The following is a 19,158-nucleotide window of genomic DNA, read 5'->3' as shown; positions in this document are numbered from 1 at the left end:
GGAATGACTGACGCTCCGAACGGGCCACAACCTCCGTCGTCATGCCCGGGCTTGTCCCGGGCATCCACGGACTTTGGCCCCGCGAGCAAGAACGTGGATGGCCGGGCCTCCGCCTCGCCGAAGCGGCTTCGGCCGCACAGGCGGGACAAGCCCGGCCATGACGGAGCAGGGGGCAGGGGCTTTCAAGTCCTCCCCGCCCTCGCGCTGATGCTCATCCTCGCCATCGTCGGGTTCGTCGCCTGGGTCTACTCCCTCGGTCCTTTGCCGCTCGACGAGGCGCGGCAGGTCTCCACCACCATCGTCGACCGCAATGGCAAGCTGCTGCGCGCCTATGCCATGGCGGACGGGCGGTGGCGGCTCCCGGTCGATGCCAGGACGAATGTCGATCCGACCTATCTAAAACTGCTGTTCGCCTATGAGGACCAGCGCTTCTACGCCCATGACGGCATCGACCCGCTGGCGTTGGGCCGGGCCGCATTGCAGCTTGCAACGCGCGGCCACATCGTGTCGGGCGGCTCGACCATCACCATGCAGCTGGCGCGGCTGATGGAGCCGCGGCGGCAGCGTTCGCTTTATGCCAAGCTGCGGCAGATGGTGCGGGCCATCGAGATCGAGCGAAGCTTGAGCAAGGAGCAGATCCTCGACCTCTATCTCGCGCTCGCCCCTTACGGCGGCAATCTCGAAGGCATCCGGGCCGCCTCGATCGCCTATCTCGGCAAGGAGCCGAAGCGGCTGTCATTGGCGGAGGCCGCGCTGCTGGTGGCTCTGCCGCAATCGCCGGAGACGCGGCGGCTTGACCGCCATCCCGAGGCAGCCCGCATCGCGCGCGACCGCGTGCTCGACCGCATGGTCTCCGAGCATCAGGTCAGCGCGGAAGATGCGAAGCAGGCCAAGGCCGTTGCCATTCAGAAGCTGCGCAAACCGATGCCGATCCTGGCGCCGCATGCCTCCGACACCGCGCTTTCGATCGTGAAGGACACGCCGGTCATCAAGCTGACGCTGGATGCGAACTTGCAAAAGGTGCTGGAGCCGCTGGCGCGTGATCGTGCCATCGCGCTCGGGCCAAATATCTCGGTCGGCATCATCGTGGTCGACAATGAGAGCGGCGACGTGCTCGCCCGCGTCGGCTCGGCCGATTATTTCGACGAGAGCCGGGCAGGGCAGGTCGACATGACCCGCGCCATCCGCTCGCCGGGCTCGACGCTGAAACCTTTCATCTACGGCCTCGCCTTCGAGGATGGCTTCGTCCATCCGGAGAGCCTGATCGACGACCGACCGGTCCGCTTCGGCTCCTACGCGCCGGAAAATTTCGACATGACGTTCCAGGGCACGGTGCCGGTGAGGAAGGCGCTGCAATTGTCGCTGAACGTGCCTGCCATCGTGCTGCTCGATCGCGTCGGCTCCAGCCGGCTGGCCTCGCGGTTGCGGCAGGCTGGCGGCAATCTCGTGTTGCCCAAGGACGAGGCGCCGGGGCTCGCCATGGGTCTCGGCGGCGTCGGCGTCTCGCTCCAGGACCTCGTCCAGCTCTATACGGGTTTCGCCCGGCTCGGCACCACCAAGCCGCTGCGCGAGATCATGGCTGACAGGGATGACCGCGAGCCGTTGCGGCTGCTGGATCAGGTTGCGGCCTGGCAGGTCGGCAATGTGCTCTTGGGCACCCCGCCCCCGGAGAACGCCGCCCATAACCGGATCGCCTTCAAGACCGGCACCTCCTACGGCTATCGCGATGCCTGGTCGATGGGTTTCGACGGCCGCATGACCATCGGCGTCTGGGTCGGCCGGCCCGACGGCGCGCCGGTTCCCGGCCTGATCGGGCGCGTCGCTGCCGCGCCGATCCTGTTCGACGCCTTCGCCCGGACCGGCAAGACGCTGGCTCCATTGCCGAAGCCCCCGAGGGGAACCCTGGTGGCCAGCAACAGCAAGTTGCCGCTGCCGCTGAAGAGGTTCCGTCCGGTCGGGGAACTGGTGCGCACCGGCGGCGAGCAGGCGCTGCACATTCAGTTTCCGCTCAACGGCTCGCGGATCGACGTCGATCGATCGAGTGGTCGGGAGAGCGCAGCCATGCCGGTCAAAGTCGCCGGCGGCGTTCTGCCCATGACCGTCATGGTTAATGGAACCGCGCTCGGCGAGATCGACGGCCGTCGCCAGCGGCTGATCGATCCGCCCGGCCCGGGCTTTGCGCGGCTCACCGTGATCGATGCCACGGGCGCGGCGGACACAGTTGTCATTCGAATTCAATGAGGCCGGCTTAAGCGGTTGTGGCGATGGCGGTTTCAGCGTAAGCGGAACCAATGGCCGAGACCTACCCAACGCCCCGTTTTGGAGCCCCCCGCGAGCCGAAATCGCCCGTCAATCCAGGCAGCGGGCTCGTGCGCATGCTCGATATCGTCACGGCCAGCCACGCCCGTGCGGTCGGCTTCCTGGTGCTGTGCGCGCTGCTGCTATTCCTGCCGGGCTTCTTCACCATCCCGCCGATCGACCGCGACGAAGCGCGCTTTGCCCAGGCCACCAAGCAGATGGTCGAGAGCGGCGACTATGTCGACATCCGCTTCCAGGAGGACGTCCGCTACAAGAAGCCGGTCGGCATCTACTGGCTGCAATCGGCCGCGGTCGAAACCGCAGCGGCGCTCAAATTGCCGAAGGCCGAATTGCGCATCTGGGTCTACCGGCTGCCGTCGCTGTTAGGAGCGATCGGCGCCGTGCTCATGACCTATTGGGCCGCGCTTGGCTTCGTCACGCGGCGCGCCGCGGTGCTGGCGGCGCTGATGATGTGCGCCTCGGTGCTGCTCGGTGTCGAGGCGCGTCTCGCCAAGACCGATGCGATGCTGCTGTTCTGCGTGGTCGCCGCGATGGGCGCGATGGCACGGGCCTATCTGTCCTGGCAGCGCGCGGAAGATGAGACCCATCCGCCCTGGAGCTGGCCGGCGATCTTCTGGAGCGCGCTCGCCATCGGTATCCTGATCAAAGGTCCGCTGATCCTGATGTTTGCGGGCCTGACCATCGTCGCGCTCGCGATCCAGGACCGCGATGCCTCCTGGCTGTGGCGGCTGCGTCCGGTCTGGGGCCTGATGTGGATGCTGGTGCTGGTGCTGCCCTGGTTCGTCGCGATCTTCTGGCGTGCGGGCGATGCCTTCTTCGCCGATTCCGTCGGCGGCGACATGCTGAGCAAGATAGGCGCCCAGGAATCCCACGGCGCGCCGCCCGGGCTTTATCTCGCGCTGTTCTGGATCACCTTCTGGCCGGGCGCGCCGCTCGCGGCCATGGCGGCGCCCGCGGTGTGGCGGGCGCGCCGCGAGCCCGGCGCGCAGTTCCTGCTGGCCTGGCTGGTTCCCTCCTGGATCGTGTTCGAGGCCGTGCTGACCAAGCTGCCGCACTATGTGCTGCCGCTGTATCCCGCGATTGCGATCCTCACCGCGGGGGCGGTGGAGCGGCGTGTGCTGTCGCGGTCCTGGCTGATGCGCGGCTCGGCCTGGTGGTTCGCGATCCCCGCGGCCGCCTCGGTCATCGCGGTGGTCGGCGCGGTGATGCTGACGCGCCAGCCGGCCTTCGTGGCCTGGCCGTTCATCGCGGCGTCGCTGATCTTCGGCCTGTTCGCCTGGTGGCTCTACGACAACAATCGCGCCGAGCGCTCGCTGCTGAACGCGCTGGTCGCCGCGCTGATGCTGGCGGTGACGGTCTATGGCATCGTGCTGCCGTCGCTGACCCCGCTGTTTCCGAGCATCGAGATCGCGCGCGCGCTTCGCAACGTCACCTGCGTCGGACCGAAGGCGGCGGCTGCCGGCTATCACGAACCGAGCCTCGTGTTCCTGACGGGCACGCAGACGCTGCTCACCGACGGCTCGGGCGCGGCCGACTTCCTGCGGCAGGGCAGCTGTCGCTTCGCGCTGATCGAGCAACGCTCGGAGCGCAGCTTCGTGCAGCGCGCCGAGGCGATCGGGCTGCGCTACAAGGTCGGTACGCGCATCGAGGGCTATAATTTTTCGCAAGGGCGCGCGATCGCGATCTCGATCTTCCGCTCGGAAGGCACCGAATAGATGCGGGCCCCGAACGACATTGGGCCGCCAGCAGGCTATCCCGCGCAATTGCTCGCCGTGTCCTGGCATGCGCTGGCGCAGCTCGTGCGCACGCCCTCGCATTCGCGCCGCGCCGAGGCCGCCCGAAAGCTGGCGCGGCATTCGCTCTGGCTCAGTGCAACGGGCGCAGCCCTGGTCATCGTGCTGATGGTCGCGTTCGATCTGACCGAGATCCAGCTGATGCCGGCGCGGGGCACGCCAAGCCTGTGGCCAATCCGCATCCTCACCGATTTCGGCAAGGACGAGTATGTGCTGTTGGTGCTGGGGGCTGCGCTCGTGGCTGTGGCATTCGTTGCGGCAGGGCTGCACGGGACTCGCCGCGCGCTGCTGCTTGCCCTCGGCACGCGGCTGCAATTCATGTTTCTGTCGGTTGCCGTATCAGCGTTGGTCGCCGAGATCCTGAAATATCTCATCGGACGCGGACGTCCATTCGTCGGCGGACAAGCCAACCCGTTCAACTTCATCCCGTTCGAGGGGACGGGGGCTTATACCAGCCTGCCGTCGGGCCATGCAGTGGCAGCGTTCGCCTTGGCGTTTGCGGTGTCAGCATTGTGGCCGCGCCTGCGCGTGTTCATGTTCACATACGCAATCGTGATCCTCTTGACGCGCTTGGTGCTGCTCGCGCATCACCCGAGCGACGTCGTGGCCGGCGCCATGGTCGGCACGGTCGGCGCCTTGGCCGTCCGCTATTGGTTCGCGGCCCGAAGGCTGGGCTTTGCCATCCGCGCCGACGGCACGATCGTGCCCCTTCCAGGGGCAGTATCGAGCCGTCTCAAAAGGGTTGCCCACGGGGCATCCGCCCCATAAAAGCGGCTGCCTGCCGGGGCGCCGGTTCCTTGGAGGCAGGCCAATTCCAACCACGAGCCTTGATTTGTCGACGTCCCAGCCATCGGTTTCCATCGTCGTTCCCGTGCGCAACGAAGCCGACAACATCGCGCCCCTGATCGAGGAGATCACGGCGGCGCTCGATGGCCGCTGGGCCTATGAGATCATCTACGTCAACGACGGCTCGACGGATGCGACCGGCGAGCGGCTTGCCGGCATCATGAAGCAGCGGGACAATCTGCGTCAGCTCCGCCATGCGAGATCAGGCGGCCAATCGGCAGCCGTGCGCAGTGGTGTGCGTGCGGCGCGCGGGGTGATCGTGGCCACGCTCGACGGCGACGGCCAGAACAATCCGGCGTTCCTGCCGGACCTGATCGCGGCGGTCGAAAAAGGAGCGGGGCGCGTCGGGCTCGCCGCCGGCCAGCGGATCGGGCGCAAGGACACCGGCTTCAAGAAGTTACAGTCGCGCGTGGCGAACGGCGTTCGCAACGCGATCCTGAAGGATGGCACGCGCGACACCGGCTGCGGTCTGAAGGCGTTCCGGCGCGACGTGTTCCTGATGCTGCCCTATTTCGACGGGCTGCATCGCTTCCTCCCGGCGCTGGTCCGCCGCGAAGGCTACGACATCGCCTACGTCGACGTGATCGACCGGCCGCGCCGTTCCGGCGTGTCGAATTATGGCTTCTTCGACCGGCTGTGGATCGGCATCATGGATCTCGCCGGCGTGTGGTGGCTGATCCGCCGCAAGAAGACGACGCCAGATGTGACCGAGGTGAACGCATGATCATCCAATACGGTCAGGCGCTGAGCAACTATCTCTACGACGTCTTCGTCGCCAAGTTCGATTTCTGGCTCGCGTTCGGCCTCGTCGCGCAATTGTTCTTCACCGCGCGCTTTCTGGTGCAGTGGATCGCGAGCGAACGCGCCGGCAACAGCGTGGTGCCGATGGCGTTCTGGTTCTGCTCCATGGGCGGTGGGCTGATGACGCTGGTCTACGGCGTCGTGAAGCGCGAGCCGGTCATCATCCTCGGACAGGCGCTCGCGACCATCATCTATATCCGCAACATCATGCTGATCGTGAAGAACCGCGGCAGCGCCTCGAAGACGCTGGACCGCTGAGCGGGGGGCAGCGCCCCGGGCCCTCCGACTCCCCGATCGGCATGCGCAAATTATCGACTGTTCTGTTCGTGTCAGTCGTTGCGGCCGGCCTGCTGCTGCTCTCGCGCGGCGTTCTCGAACTCGGCAGCACGATCGCATTCCTCGCGCGGGCCGAGCAGACGGAAGCGCGTTTTGTAGGGGCGGTCGCGCGACGCGGCAGAAATCACGGAGGAACGTTCCTCTATCCGACGTTTCGATTCCAGACGACCGACGGCCGCTCGATGACGTTCACCTCCTCGTCAGGATCGACCGATCAGCCCTATTCCGACGGCGAGCGGGTCAAGATCGCCTACGATCCTCGGTGGCCGGAAGAGGCGCGGCTCGTATCGTTCCTGACGCTATGGATCAGTCCGACCCTGCTGTGCGCCGCCGGCCTGCTGCTTTCGGGAGGCGCGGTTCTCGTTCGCGCTGGATTAGCGCGGCAACGCCGACGCCGCGCCTGACGCCGGCACGGCGGCTTGATCGGCCTCGTGCCGGCGATAGGGTTCGCCGGCCGCATCCAGCACGGGGTAGGCGACCGAGCAGATATGCGAGTGGATGCGGCGCAGATCACGCAGCACGTCCAGATGCAGCGACGTGGTCTCGATGGTCTCGGGGCGGCCCTCGCGCAGCCGATCCAGATGGCGCTCGACGGCGGCAAGCTCGGTATTGCGCAGCGCCGTCTTCTCCACCAGCAGCTTGCGCGCCTCATTTGCGTCACCCGACATGAAGACGCCGAAGGCGATCCGCAGCGAATCCATCGTGCGCTTGTGGAAGGCGGCGAGCTCCTCGGCCCCCTCGGCCGAGAACTGGAAGCGCCGTTTGATCTTCTTGGTGGCGAGCTCGCTCAGGCTCTTGTCGATGATATCGCCGATATGCTCGAGGTTGATGGCGAAGGAGATGATCTCCATCGCGCGCCGTCCTTCGCTCTCGTCGAGGCTGCCCCGCATGAGCTTGGTCACGTAGAGCTTGATGGCCTCGTCGAGACCGTCGACAAGATTGTCCGTTTTCGAGACCTGATCGACCAGCGCGCGGTCGCCGGTCATCATCGCGGCCATCACCTTGCGCAGCATGACCTCGACGAGATCGCCCATGCGCAAGGTTTCGCGGGCGGCGTCGGCGAGCGCCAGTGACGGCGTCTCCAGCGCGGTCTCATCGAGATAGCGGGGGCGGGCCGGATCGGCCTCCTTGACGCGATCGGGCAGCAGCCGGGTCAACAGCCGCGACATGATATCGAGCAGGCCGATGAAGAGGACGGCGGTGCCGACGTTGAAGGCGATGTGGAAGGCGGCTGTCATCCGGGCGAGATCGGGCTGCCAGGCGTGCATGTGCTCGGCGATCACGCCCAGGAAGGGCAGGACCAGGGCAATCCCGATCACGCGGTTGACGAGATTGCCGACCGGCAGGCGGTAGCTCGCGGGATCGTCGCGCCTGGCGCCCTCGAACACGGGATTGATGGCGCTGCCGAGATTGGCTCCGAGCACCAGTGCGAGGGCCGCATAAGGCGCCACGAACTGCGAATAGGCCAGCGACATGATCAGCAGGACGCTGGCGACGCTCGAATGCACCGCCCAGGTGATGAGAGCCGCGATGACGATGCACAGAATGGGATCGCCTGTTATGGCCGACATCACGACGCGGACGCCGGGCGCGTTCTCCGCCGGCGCCAGCGTGTCGAGCAGAATGTGCAGCGAGAGCAGCATCAGGCCGAGGCCGATGCAGACACGGCCGATGTCCTTGATCCGCGATCGCGGGCCTGAGCGGAAGGCGACGAGGCCGAGCACGAACAGCACCGGCGCAACGGCTGCGATGTTGAACGACAGCACCTGCACGATCAGCGTCGTGCCGACGTTGGCCCCGAGCATGATGGCGAGCGCGGCGGCGAGGCTGACGAGACCCTCAGCGGCGAACGAGCTGGTGATCAGGGCGGTCGCCGTGCTGCTCTGGAGCAGGGCGGTGAGCCCGAGGCCGGCGGCGAAGGCGCTGACGCGGTTGCTCAGCGCCTTGCCGAGCAGGCGCCGCAGGTCGGGACCGAAGGCGCGCAAGATCCCGCTGTGGACCATGTGCAGGCCCCACAACAACAGCGCAACGCCGCCCATGAGATCAAGCAGAACCAACGTTCCCATGCTCCGTGTCCGGATTGGAGTCGATTGGTGAGGCTAGCGCCAAACGTCGGCGGATCAAATCATTTGTTGGCGCGTCGCCGTTAACGTTTACGGCGCGTGCACGTTCCCGCGGCGCGCGATGCCGCGTCCTCGCGCACGATGCCCTGTGAGCAGGCTCACGTTGCCGCCTTGAGAGCAGCGAAGCCGCGGTCGAGATCGGCCTTGAGGTCGTCGACGCTCTCGAGCCCGATGTGCAGGCGCAGAGTCGGGCCGCCCGGCGCCCATTTGGTCGCGGTGCGATAGCTGTCGCAGTCGAAGGGAATCACGAGGCTCTCGAAGCCGCCCCAGGAGAAGCCCATGCCGAACAGCTTGAGCGTGTCGAGCATGGTGTCGACCGCCTTCTGCGGCGCCGGCTTCAGCACGATGCTGAACAGGCCGGACGCGCCGGTGAAGTCACGCTTCCAGATCGCATGGCCGGGATCCGTCTCGAGTGCCGGATGCAGCACGCGCGCAACCTCGGGTCTGGCGGCGAGCCAACGCGCCATGTCGAGCCCCGAACGATGATGCTGGGCCAGCCGCACCGACAGCGTGCGCAGACCGCGCAGCGCCAGGAAGACGTCGTCGGGGCCGGCACAGACGCCGAGCAGGCGGATGCCTTCGGCGACCATCGGCCAGGCCTTGGCGTTGGCCGAGATGGTGCCGAACATGATGTCGGAATGGCCACCGATATATTTGGTGGCCGCCTGCATGCTGATGTCGACGCCCTGTTCAAGCGAGCGGTGATAGAGCGGCGTCGCCCAGGTGTTGTCGTCGATGACGATCGCGCCGCGACCATGGGCGACCTCGGCGATGGCGCGGATGTCGGGCATCTCGAACGACTGCGAGCCTGGCGCCTCCACCAGGACGGCACGGGTGTTGGGCTTGAACAGCTTATCGATGCCGGCGCCGATCAGCGGATCGAAATAGGTGGTCTCGATGCCATAGCGGGTGAGCATGCCGTTGCAGAAATTGCGCGAGGGCCGATAGACGTTGTCGCAGACCAGGAGATGGTCGCCGGCCTTCAGCACCGAGAGCAGGGTGGTCGAGATCGCCGACAGTCCCGACGGCACGATGCCGACGCCGGCACATTGCGGCCCCTCCAGCGCCATCAGCGTCTCCTGGAAGGCCTTCGTGGTGGGGGAACCGTGGCGGCCATACGTGAACTCGCCGCGATGGGCGTGCAGGTCCTCGGCGGTCGGATAGAGCACGGTCGAGCCGTGAAACACCGGCGGATTGACGAACCCCTTCTGCGCCTTGGTGTCGCGGCCGGAGGTGACCAGCCGGGTCTCGGCCTGCTGCTGGGAGGGGTGCGAGGAATCCATGCGTCTGCTTTCAAAACCGCGTTTGCAGCGGGCGCGTCGCGCCCGCGGGCTGGCCGAAAGGCCGCTGTCGTTAATAACAGAACACAGAAGAGTCCCGTCAACCCCTTGACCCGGCACGCCAGTCGTTCTGTGATGCGCAGGTGCTATTCAGTCGCCGCATGTTGAGGGGCCTGCCGCGACCTTCGATCCATCGCCTGACCGGACTTTGCGCTACAGCCATAACGGCGGGCGCCTTTCGGCGGGGATGAAGGTATGGCCTCCCGAGATCGGCGGGTGTTCGGCTAGGTTTGCCAGCATGAGTCTTGCAAGGCTAGCCTTGGTACGATTGACCCTGGCAGAGATGACCCCAAAGACAACGTTCCCGACACTTGAGACGATTTTGAAAGGCCCAAAGCCCATGAAACGCGTAACCCTGGCTCTCACTCTGGCTCTCGCCACGGGCCTCACCGCGCAGGCCGCCGATGCGCAAACGCTCAAGACCGTCAAGGACCGGGGCATGCTGTCCTGCGGCGTCAGCCAGGGCCTGCCGGGCTTCTCATCGCCCGACGACAAGGGCAACTGGACCGGGCTCGACGTCGACGTCTGCCGCGCCATCGCCGGGGCGATCTTCAACGATCCTACCAAGGTCAAATACGTGCCGCTGTCCGCTAAGGACCGCTTCACGGCCCTGCAATCCGGCGAGATCGACGTGCTCTCGCGCAACACCACCTGGACCATCTCGCGCGACACCTCGCTCGGTGCCAACTTCACCGGCGTGACCTATTATGACGGGCAGGGCTTCATGGTGAAGAAGTCCCTCAAGGTGAATTCCGCGCTCGAGCTCAATAGCGCATCGGTCTGCGTGCAGACCGGCACCACCACCGAGCAAAATCTCGCCGACTACTTCAAGGCCAACAACATGAAGTACGAGGTGATCGCGTTCGGCACCAATGACGAAACGGTCAAGGCCTATGAAGCCGGCCGCTGCGACGTCTTCACCACCGACCAGTCGGGCCTGTACGCCAACCGCCTCAAGCTCGCCAATCCCAACGACCATATGGTGCTCCCCGAAATCATCTCGAAGGAGCCGCTCGGGCCGATGGTGCGCCACGGCGACGACCAGTGGTTCGACATCGTGAAATGGACGCTGTTTGCGATGATCACGGCTGAAGAGCTCGGCGTGACCTCGAAGAACGTCGACGAGAAGGCGAAGCTGGAAAGCCCGGAGCTGAAGCGCGTGCTCGGCAGCGACGGTAATTTCGGTGAACAGCTCGGCCTGACCAAGGACTGGGTTGTGCGGATCGTGAAGGCGGTCGGCAATTACGGCGAGGTGTTCGACCGCAACGTCGGCTCGGGCTCGCCGCTGGCCATCAATCGCGGGCTCAACAATCTCTGGAACAAGGGCGGTCTCCAGTACGCGCCGCCGATCCGCTGATCACCCTGATCCGCAGCTCGCGGCGATGAGCACCGAGGCCCGTAAACCGCCGCCCCAGATCGCGCTGAAGATCAGGCGTGTGCTGGGCGGCAAGGCAGGCTGGAACGGCATTGCCGTCCAGTTTGCCTTCGCGGCGATCTTGGGCTGGATCGGCTATGAGATCGTCTCCAACGCCCGCGCCAACCTCGAAAACCAGCACATCGCCGCCGGGTTCGGCTTCCTCCGCAACAATGCCGGCTTCGACGTCAATCAGACCCTGATTCCCTACACCGGCTCGGACACGTTCCTGCGCGTGTTCGTAGTCGGGCTTCTGAACACGCTCGTGGTCTCGGTGGTCGGCATCGTCTTCGCCACCGTGATCGGCTTCATCGTCGCGCTGTGCCGGCTGTCGCCGAACTGGCTCTTGTCGCGCGTCGGCGAGATCTATGTCGAGATCATCCGCAACCTGCCGCTGCTATTCCAGATCCTGTTCTGGTACCTCGCGGTGCTCGCGGCGTTGCCCAATCCGCGGCAGAGCATTTCGCTGCTCGGCATTGCCTTCCTTAGCAATCGCGGCCTCGTGGTTCCCAGCCCGATCGGCGAGAGCGGTCTCGAGCCGTTCCTGGCGATGCTGGCGCTCGGCATCGTCGCGGCGCTGGCCTTGCGCATCTATGCGCGGCGCGCGCTGTTTCAGGAAGGGCGGATGATCCGGATCTGGCCCTATGTGCTGGGTCTGCTGTTCGGGCTGCCGCTCGTCACCATCTTGGTGTTCGGTTTACCTTTCACCGTCGAGTTGCCGCAGCTCAAAGGGTTCAATTTCGCCGGCGGCTCGCGCATCATCCCGGAGTTCGTGGCGCTGACCTTGGCGCTATCGACCTATACCGCCGCCTTCATCGCCGAGATCGTGCGCGCCGGCATCCTGTCCGTCCACAAGGGGCAGATGGAGGCGGGGTCCTCGCTGGGTCTCAGCCGCGGCACCACGCTCCGGCTGATCGTCGTGCCGCAGGCCATGCGCGTCATCGTGCCGCCGCTGACCAACCAATACCTCAACCTCACGAAAAATTCCTCGCTGGCCGTGGCGATCGGCTATCCTGACCTGGTGTCGGTATTCGCCGGCACCTCGCTGAGCCAGACCGGGCAGGCGATCGAGATCATCGCTATGACGATGGGCGTCTACCTCCTGATCTCCCTCGTCACCAGCGCGATCATGAGCGTCTACGGTTGGCGCGTCAGCCGGAGCCTCGGCGCATGAGCGATATTGCGACGTCCGCCTTCGTCCGTCGGGACCTGGTCGCCGAGCGTCCCGCGCCGGTCAAGACCACGGGCTTCATCGGCGTGCTGCGCACCCGCCTGTTCAACTCGCCGACCAACATCCTGCTCACGATCGTGGGCGCGCTGCTGCTCTGGTTCACCATCGTTCCCTCGGTCAAGTTCCTGATGGTCGATGCGGTCTGGACCGGCAAGGATCGCACGGCTTGCCTCGCCGAGAACGCCGGCTTTGCGGTCGGGGCCTGCTGGCCCTACATCCAGGCCAAGCTGCCGCAACTGATCTATGGCTTCTATCCCGAGGCCGAGCGCTGGCGGGTCAATCTCACGTTCGTCTTGGCGGTGGTCCTGCTGGCGCCGATGCTCATTCCCAGGCTGCCCGCGAAGGGGCTGAATGCCAGCCTGTTCTTCATCGCCCTTCCGGTGGTGGCATTCTTCCTGTTGCACGGCGGCGGCATCAAGGGATTGGGCCTGAGCTGGACGGCCGGCCTGCTGCAATTGTTCGACGAGAGCATCATCGGTGCCGGGCAGGCGCTGCTCAATCTCAGCAAGACGTCAACCATCGCACCGCTGCTGTGGGCCGTCGGAAGCCTCATCCTGCTGGTCGGCACGGCGATCTCCTGGCTGATCTTTCCGCTCACCTGGCTGCGCGATCAGATCCAGGAGACGGGGCAGCCGGTCTGGGCCGATTTCGCCATCACGGCCGCGATTGTCTGCCTGATCGCCTTCGTGCTTGGTGGTGGCATTCGCACCGGGGGGCGGGCTCTGGCATCCAGCATCGCCGCCTTCATCGGCATCGCGATCGTCATCAATCTGATGGGCCTCGACCGTGGGGGATTGCCGGTTGTCGCAACCAATCTCTGGGGTGGCCTTCTGGTGACGCTGGTGGTCTCGGTCACCGGCATCGTCACCTCGCTGCCGATCGGTGTCGCGCTGGCGCTCGGCCGCCGCTCGACCATTCCACTGATCCGGATCTTCTCGATCGCCTTCATCGAATTCTGGCGCGGCGTGCCGCTGATCACCGTGCTGTTCTTCGCCACCTACATGCTGCCTTTGTTCCTGCCCGGCAATTTCACCGTCGACGGGCTCGTGCGCGCCCTGATCGGGATTGCGCTGTTCACGGGCGCCTATCAGGCCGAGAACGTCCGCGGCGGCTTAGCCGCGATTCCGCGCGGGCAGGGCGAGGCGGCCGCGGCCCTGGGGCTATCCTGGTGGAAGACGACCTCGCTGATCGTGCTGCCGCAGGCGCTGCGCCACGTCATTCCGAACCTCGTCAACAGCTTCATCTCGCTGTTCAAGGACACCTCGCTGGTCTCGATCGTGGCGCTGTTCGATCTCCTCGGCTCGCTGCGCGCCTCGTTCTCGGATCCGAAATGGTCGACGCCGTCGACCGCGTTCACCGGCTTTGCCTTCGCCGGCGTCATCTATTTCATCTTCTGCTTTGGAATGTCGCGCTACTCGCTGTTCGTCGAGCACCGCCTCAACGTTCACCGCCGCAACTGATGGAGCTCACCATGTCCGACCCCATCGTCAAGATTTCCGGCCTCAACAAATGGTACGGCGACTTTCACGTCCTGCGCGACATCGACCTCGAGGTCCACAAGGGCGAGCGCATCGTGATCTGCGGGCCGTCGGGTTCGGGCAAGTCGACGCTGATCCGCTGCATCAACGCGCTCGAGGAATTCCAGGAGGGCGAGATCGTCGTCGACGGCATCGAGCTCGGTCCGAACCTCAAGCGTATCGATTCGGTGCGACGCGAAGTCGGCATGGTGTTTCAGAGCTTCAATCTGTTCCCGCATCTCACGGTCCTCGATAATTGCACGCTGGCGCCGATCTGGGTGCGCAACATCCCCAAGAAGGATGCCGAGGAGGCCGCCATGAAATTCCTGGAGCGAGTCAAGATCCCGCACCAGGCCAACAAGTTTCCCGGCCAGATGTCCGGCGGCCAGCAGCAGCGCGTCGCGATCGCCCGTGCGCTGACCATGAACCCGAAGGTGATGCTGTTCGACGAGCCGACCTCGGCGCTCGACCCCGAAATGGTCAAGGAAGTGCTCGACACCATGGTCGATCTCGCCGAGGAGGGCATGACCATGCTGGTCGTCACCCACGAGATGGGCTTTGCCCGCGAGGTCGCCAACCGCGTCGTATTCATGGACGCCGGCCAGATCATCGAGGCCAACACGCCGAAAGAATTCTTCGCCGCCCCGCAGCACGCCCGCACCAAGCTTTTCCTGAGCCAGATCCTGCGCTGAGCCCCGGGAAATCCCGGGGGCGTCCCCGCTCCAGCTGATCGGCCGGCTCCGGTCGCGAATCAGTTAGAACTCTTTCCGGGCAATCCTCCGGAGAGACACTTTGCAGAGCAGCGGCGGCGCGCGCGCATTCCAGAACGCGCGATTGCAGAAAAAATTGATGAAGCAGGCGGATGCCATCCTCTCCGCCGCGGCCGCCGCGTATGGCCAGGGCAGATTTGCCGAGACCGAGGCGCTCTGCCGTGAGATCCTGAAAGCGATTCCGGATCATGTCGACGCCATGCACCTGTTCGGCATGTGCGCGCATGACGGCCGGCGCCTGGAGGAGGCGCAACAACTGCTTGAGCGCGTGATCGAGCTCGATCCGCGCCTGCACGATGCCCATAACAATCTCGCCACCGTGCATTTCGACCTCGGCAATTACGAGGAGGCGCGGCGGTGTCAGGAGAGGGCCATCGCGCTGAAGCCGAATTTCGCGGTCGCGCTGACCAACCTCGGCAACACGCTGATGCATTTAGGGCTGTACGGACAGGCGCTCGAGCTGCACGAACGCGCCATCAAGTTGAAGCCGGATTACGCCGATGCGTTCTGCAATCGCGGCATGGTCGAGATCTTGCTTGGACAGGTCACTCGCGCCAAGGAAAGTTTCGATCGCGCCCTGCTGTTTCAGCCGCGTCACGCCGAGGCCATCGTCGGCAGCGGCATGGTCAGCATGGAGCTGCGGCACCACGAGGAAGCAGCAGCCAAGTTTGCCATGGCGCTCGCGATCAAGCCCGGCGCGCCGAGGATCCTGGCCCAGCGCGGGCGCCTCAGTTACGAGCTGCAGCGCCTGGAGCCCGCGCTTGCGGATTTCGAGGCGGCGCTTGCGATTTCGCCCAAGCTCGAACTGGCGCTCCGGGGGAAGGCGCAGGCCTGCCTCGTCATGGGAAAGACCGCGCAGGCGATGGCGGCCGCGACGACCTTGATCGAGCGAAATCCGCGCTCCGAGATGGGGTTGGCGCTGATGGGCTTCGCTTATTCGAACCAGGGGGACATGGACGCCGCGATCGAATATCTCGATCGCGCGCTGGCGATCCGACCGGACTATGGCGATGCGATCAGGGGCAAGATCTTCTTGCAGGACTACCGTGCCGAGGCCGATTTCGTGGTCCAGCAGGCGGTCCGACGAGACTGGTGGGACTTGATCGGTTCCAAGCTGCCGCGAAGGGAGCTGCCGAAGCGGCCGCTTGATCCGGAAAAGCGGATCGTGGTCGGCTATGTCGCTGCCGAATTCCGGCAGCACTCGGCGGGGCTCACTTTGCTGCCGGTGCTGCGCCATCATGATCACGCCAGATTTGAAATCATCTGCTACGACTCTTGGCCGGGAGAGGACGAGTACACCGCCAAGTTCAAGCAAATGGCGGACGTCTGGGTCGACGCCTGGCAGCTATCGGACGACGAACTCGCCGATCGCATTCAGGCCGACAATGTCGACATCCTCATCGACGTTTCGGGCCACACGACCGGTAACAGGCTGCAGGTCTTCGCGCGGAAGCCGGCCCCGATCCAGGCCACCGGCTTCGGACACGCGACGGGCACGGGCATGCAGACCATGGACTATGTGCTCGCGGATCCCATTTTCATTCCGCCATCGGTTCGGCATTTGTTTGCCGAAAAGATCCACGATCTGCCGTGCCTGATCACGATGGAGCCCGTCTCGGATCTGGCGCCTTCCGAGCTGCCGATGCTCCGCAACGGCTACGTCACCTTCGGCGTGTTCAACCGCATCTACAAGATATCGGACGATGCGATCCGGGTGTGGTCGCGTTTGATGCGAGAGCTGCCGGGATCGAAAATCATCCTCAAGCATGGTCTGCTCGATGACCAATTGCTGCGCGATAGCCTGGTCGCGCGCTTCGTGGCGCAGGGCGTTGCCGAGGAGAACATCACCTGCCTGGGCACCACCTCGCGCAACGACCACCTGGCGGCTTTTGCCCAGGTCGATATTTCCCTCGATACGTTCCCGCAAAATGGCGGCATCAGCACCTGGGAATCGCTCTACAAGGGTGTTCCCGTGGTGGCCAAGCTCGGCAACGGGGCGTCGTCGCGCGCCGGCGCCTCCATCGTGGCCGCCGTCGGTCTCGGCGACTGGGTCGCCGAGGATGACGAGGGCTATATCGAGATCGCGCGCAAATTTGCGACGCAGCCCGATCATCTCGCGAAGTTGCGCGCGCAGTTGCCGGCTCAGATTGCAGCCTCGCCCGCCGGCAATGTCGAGATCTACACGCGTGAGCTCGAGGCGGGTTACCGCCAGTTCTGGCGCGATTATTGTGCCGCCGCCTCGGACGGCGGCGAGCTGGCATAAGCAGGTCGGTTGCGCCCCAGGGCGTTACTGGTCCAGCTCACGGGGCGGCGCCGGCCGCGAATCAGTTAGACTCTTTCCGGGCCATTCTCCGGAGAGACACCTTGCAGAGCAGCGGCGCCGGCGCGCGCGCGTTCCAGAACGCGCGATTGCAGAAGAAATTGAAGAAGCAGGCGGACGCCATCATCTCCGCCGCGGCAAGTGCTCATGGCCAGGGACGATATGCAGAGAGCGAGGCGCTGTGCCGTCAGATCCTGCAAGCCGTTCCCGATCATTTCGACGCCACGCACCTGCTCGGCCTGTGCGCGCATCAAGGCGGCCGCCTGGAGGAGGCGCAACAGCTGCTCGCGCGCGCGATCGCGCTCGAGCCGCGTTCGCATGAGGCCTATAACAATCTCGCGACCGTACACTCCGGTCTCGGGCAATTTGAGGCCGCCCGCGCATGTCAGGAGAAGGCGATCGCGCTGAAGCCGAATTTTCCGCAGGCCCTGACCAGCCTCGGTAATACCCTGCTCCACCTGAACCTGCCCGAACAGGCCATCGAAGCGTACGACCGCGCCATTCGGCTGAAGCCGGACCATGCCGATGCGCTTTGCAATCGAGGCTTGGCGGAGCTGACGCTGCGCCAGTTTGATCGCGCCAAGCAAAGTTTCGAGCGCGCATTGGTGTTTCAGTCGCGTCACGTGGAAGCGCTCGTCGGCAAAGCCGTGGTCAGTATCGAGCTCAAGCACTACGATGAGGCGGAAGCCGCGCTCGGCGCGGCGCTGACGATCAGGCCCAATTCGGCCAAGGCCCTGGCACACCGCGGACGGCTCCATCTCGAGCTGTCGCGGTCGGAGCGGGCGGCAGCGGATTTTGATGCAGCGCTGGCGCTTTCGCCCAGGCTCGAGGTGGCCTTGCAGGGAAAGGCGCAGGTCGCGCTTGCCATGGGCAACACGGCGCAGGCGATTGCGGCCGTCAAGACCTTGCTCGAGGAAAATCCGCGCTCCGCGATCGCAATGACGCTGCTCAGCGCCTGTTTTGCAAACCAGGGCGAGATCGCATCCGCGATCGAACATCTCGACGCCGCGCTGGCACTCGCGCCGGACCATGCGGACTTGATCGCGCGGAAGATCCACTTTCTGGATTTTCTTTCCGACGCCGATTTCGCGGTCCAGCAGGCCGCGCGAAAATATTGGTGGGACGCGATCGGCGCCAGGTTGCCGCAACGGAAGCTCTCACCCCGGCAACTCGATCCTGACAGGCGGATCGTGATCGGTTATGTCGCTGCCGAGTTCTGGTACCATTCGGCGGCGTTCGGCCTGCTGCCAGTGCTGCGCCATCATGATCACACCAAATTCGAAATCGTCTGCTATTCGTGCTCGCCACGACGAGACGAGATGACCGCCGAATTCAAGTCGTCGGCGGATATCTGGGTGGACGCCTGGCAGCTTACGGACGACGAGCTGGCCGATCGTATCCAGGCCGACAATGTCGATATCCTGATCGACGTGTCCGGGCATTCGACCGGCAACAGGCTGCCCGTATTCGCCCGCAAGCCGGCTCCCATCCAGGTCACGGGCTTCGGCCACGCGACCGGCACGGGCCTTCAGACCATGGACTACGTGCTCGCCGATCCGGTCTTCATTCCGCAATCGGCGCGCCATCTGCTCGCCGAAAAGGTTCACGATCTGCCGTGCCTGATCACGACCGATCCCATCCTGGATGTGCCGCCTTCGGAGCTTCCCATGCTCCGCAACGGCTATGTCACCTTCGGCGTGTTCAACCGCATCTACAAGATCTCGGACCAGGCAATCCGCGTATGGGCGAAAGTGTTGCGCGAGGCGACCGGATCGAAGATCATCATCAAACATACTTTGCTCGATGATTCCTTGCTGCGCGACAGTCTGATCGCGCGGTTCGTGGCGCAGGGTATCGCCAAAGAGAACGTCATCTGCATGGGCTCGACCCCACGCCACGAGCACCTGTTGGCCTTCGCGCAGGTCGACATCTCCCTCGATACGTTCCCGCAAAATGGCGGCGTCAGCACCTGGGAATCCCTCTATGCGGGGGTTCCGGTCGTCGCAAAGCTCGGCAACGGCGCATCGTCGCGCGCCGGTGGCGCCATCGTGGCTGCCGTCGGGCTCGACGACTGGGTCGCCGAGGACGACGAGGGCTACGCCGCAATCGCGTGCAAATATGCGGCGCAGCCTGCGCAGCTGGCGAAGTTGCGCGCGGAGTTGCCGGCTCGGATCGCAGCTTCCCCGGCCGGCAATGTCGAGATCTATACGCGCGGGGTCGAGGCGGGCTATCGCCAGTTCTGGCGCGACCATTGTGCCGCGGCCTCCGAGCGCGGCGACGTCGCGTAAACAGCCGGCCGCGCGGGCCCCTTGGGCGCGCGCTTTCCGGATGTGAGGAAGCCTACGGCA

14 protein-coding genes are annotated in these 19,158 nt (G+C 65.0%); 12 read left to right on the top strand and 2 right to left on the bottom strand.

Features of this window, described 5'->3' with window-relative positions:
- The first annotated feature begins 3 nt into the window (after window positions 1-3).
- The 6 genes from pbpC to ACR9YP_RS25605 all read left to right on the top strand — a co-directional run bounded on the left by pbpC (window position 4) and on the right by ACR9YP_RS25605 (window position 6,499).
- Entirely contained in the window at window positions 4-2,241 is a 2,238-nt protein-coding gene (pbpC, locus tag ACR9YP_RS25630) for a penicillin-binding protein 1C (protein ID WP_474217444.1), read from the top strand.
- 50 nt (window positions 2,242-2,291) lie between these two features.
- Window positions 2,292-4,034 (top strand): ArnT family glycosyltransferase, encoded by a 1,743-nt coding sequence (locus ACR9YP_RS25625; protein ID WP_438108465.1) that lies wholly within the window; start codon window positions 2,292-2,294, stop codon window positions 4,032-4,034.
- Window positions 4,035-4,880 (top strand): phosphatase PAP2 family protein, encoded by an 846-nt coding sequence (locus ACR9YP_RS25620; protein WP_474217443.1) that lies wholly within the window; start codon window positions 4,035-4,037, stop codon window positions 4,878-4,880. It abuts the gene before it with no gap.
- 64 nt (window positions 4,881-4,944) lie between these two features.
- Window positions 4,945-5,682: a glycosyltransferase family 2 protein gene (locus tag ACR9YP_RS25615; RefSeq protein ID WP_438108461.1), complete on the top strand. Its 738-nt coding sequence runs from the start codon at window positions 4,945-4,947 to the stop codon at window positions 5,680-5,682.
- On the top strand, window positions 5,679-6,017 hold the full coding sequence (locus tag ACR9YP_RS25610) for a lipid-A-disaccharide synthase N-terminal domain-containing protein (protein ID WP_091894846.1): 339 nt from the start codon (window positions 5,679-5,681) through the stop codon (window positions 6,015-6,017). Before ACR9YP_RS25615 ends, ACR9YP_RS25610 begins: the two co-directional genes overlap by 4 nt.
- A gap of 68 nt (window positions 6,018-6,085) precedes the next feature.
- Window positions 6,086-6,499: a DUF3592 domain-containing protein gene (locus tag ACR9YP_RS25605; RefSeq protein ID WP_474217442.1), complete on the top strand. Its 414-nt coding sequence runs from the start codon at window positions 6,086-6,088 to the stop codon at window positions 6,497-6,499.
- Here ACR9YP_RS25605 and ACR9YP_RS25600 read toward each other — a convergent pair.
- Both ACR9YP_RS25600 and metC read right to left on the bottom strand, forming a co-directional pair.
- Window positions 6,470-8,161 carry a Na/Pi cotransporter family protein gene (locus ACR9YP_RS25600; protein ID WP_438108457.1) on the bottom strand — a complete coding sequence of 564 codons (1,692 nt, stop codon included), beginning with the start codon at window positions 8,159-8,161 and terminating at the stop codon, window positions 6,470-6,472. The genes ACR9YP_RS25605 and ACR9YP_RS25600 overlap by 30 nt on opposite strands.
- A 155-nt stretch (window positions 8,162-8,316) precedes the next feature.
- Window positions 8,317-9,501, bottom strand: coding sequence for a cystathionine beta-lyase (metC, locus tag ACR9YP_RS25595; protein ID WP_370987375.1), 1,185 nt, complete (start codon window positions 9,499-9,501; stop codon window positions 8,317-8,319).
- 397 nt (window positions 9,502-9,898) lie between these two features.
- Here metC and ACR9YP_RS25590 point away from each other — a divergent pair, with 397 nt between their 5' ends.
- The 6 genes from ACR9YP_RS25590 to ACR9YP_RS25565 all read left to right on the top strand — a co-directional run bounded on the left by ACR9YP_RS25590 (window position 9,899) and on the right by ACR9YP_RS25565 (window position 19,098).
- Window positions 9,899-10,915: an amino acid ABC transporter substrate-binding protein gene (locus ACR9YP_RS25590; protein WP_370987374.1), complete on the top strand. Its 1,017-nt coding sequence runs from the start codon at window positions 9,899-9,901 to the stop codon at window positions 10,913-10,915.
- A gap of 25 nt (window positions 10,916-10,940) precedes the next feature.
- Window positions 10,941-12,146, top strand: coding sequence for an amino acid ABC transporter permease (locus ACR9YP_RS25585; protein ID WP_474217441.1), 1,206 nt, complete (start codon window positions 10,941-10,943; stop codon window positions 12,144-12,146).
- Window positions 12,143-13,663, top strand: coding sequence for an amino acid ABC transporter permease (locus ACR9YP_RS25580; protein ID WP_438108452.1), 1,521 nt, complete (start codon window positions 12,143-12,145; stop codon window positions 13,661-13,663). Before ACR9YP_RS25585 ends, ACR9YP_RS25580 begins: the two co-directional genes overlap by 4 nt.
- 11 nt (window positions 13,664-13,674) lie before the next feature.
- On the top strand, window positions 13,675-14,412 hold the full coding sequence (locus ACR9YP_RS25575; protein ID WP_474217440.1) for an amino acid ABC transporter ATP-binding protein: 738 nt from the start codon (window positions 13,675-13,677) through the stop codon (window positions 14,410-14,412).
- A gap of 100 nt (window positions 14,413-14,512) precedes the next feature.
- Entirely contained in the window at window positions 14,513-16,753 is a 2,241-nt protein-coding gene (locus tag ACR9YP_RS25570) for an O-linked N-acetylglucosamine transferase, SPINDLY family protein (RefSeq protein WP_474217439.1), read from the top strand.
- 101 nt (window positions 16,754-16,854) lie between these two features.
- Window positions 16,855-19,098, top strand: coding sequence for an O-linked N-acetylglucosamine transferase, SPINDLY family protein (locus ACR9YP_RS25565; RefSeq protein ID WP_474217438.1), 2,244 nt, complete (start codon window positions 16,855-16,857; stop codon window positions 19,096-19,098).
- Window positions 19,099-19,158 lie beyond the last annotated feature (60 nt).

This window comes from Bradyrhizobium sp. BR14999, assembly GCF_056106085.1.
This window is presented reverse-complemented; position numbering and strand designations above follow the sequence as displayed.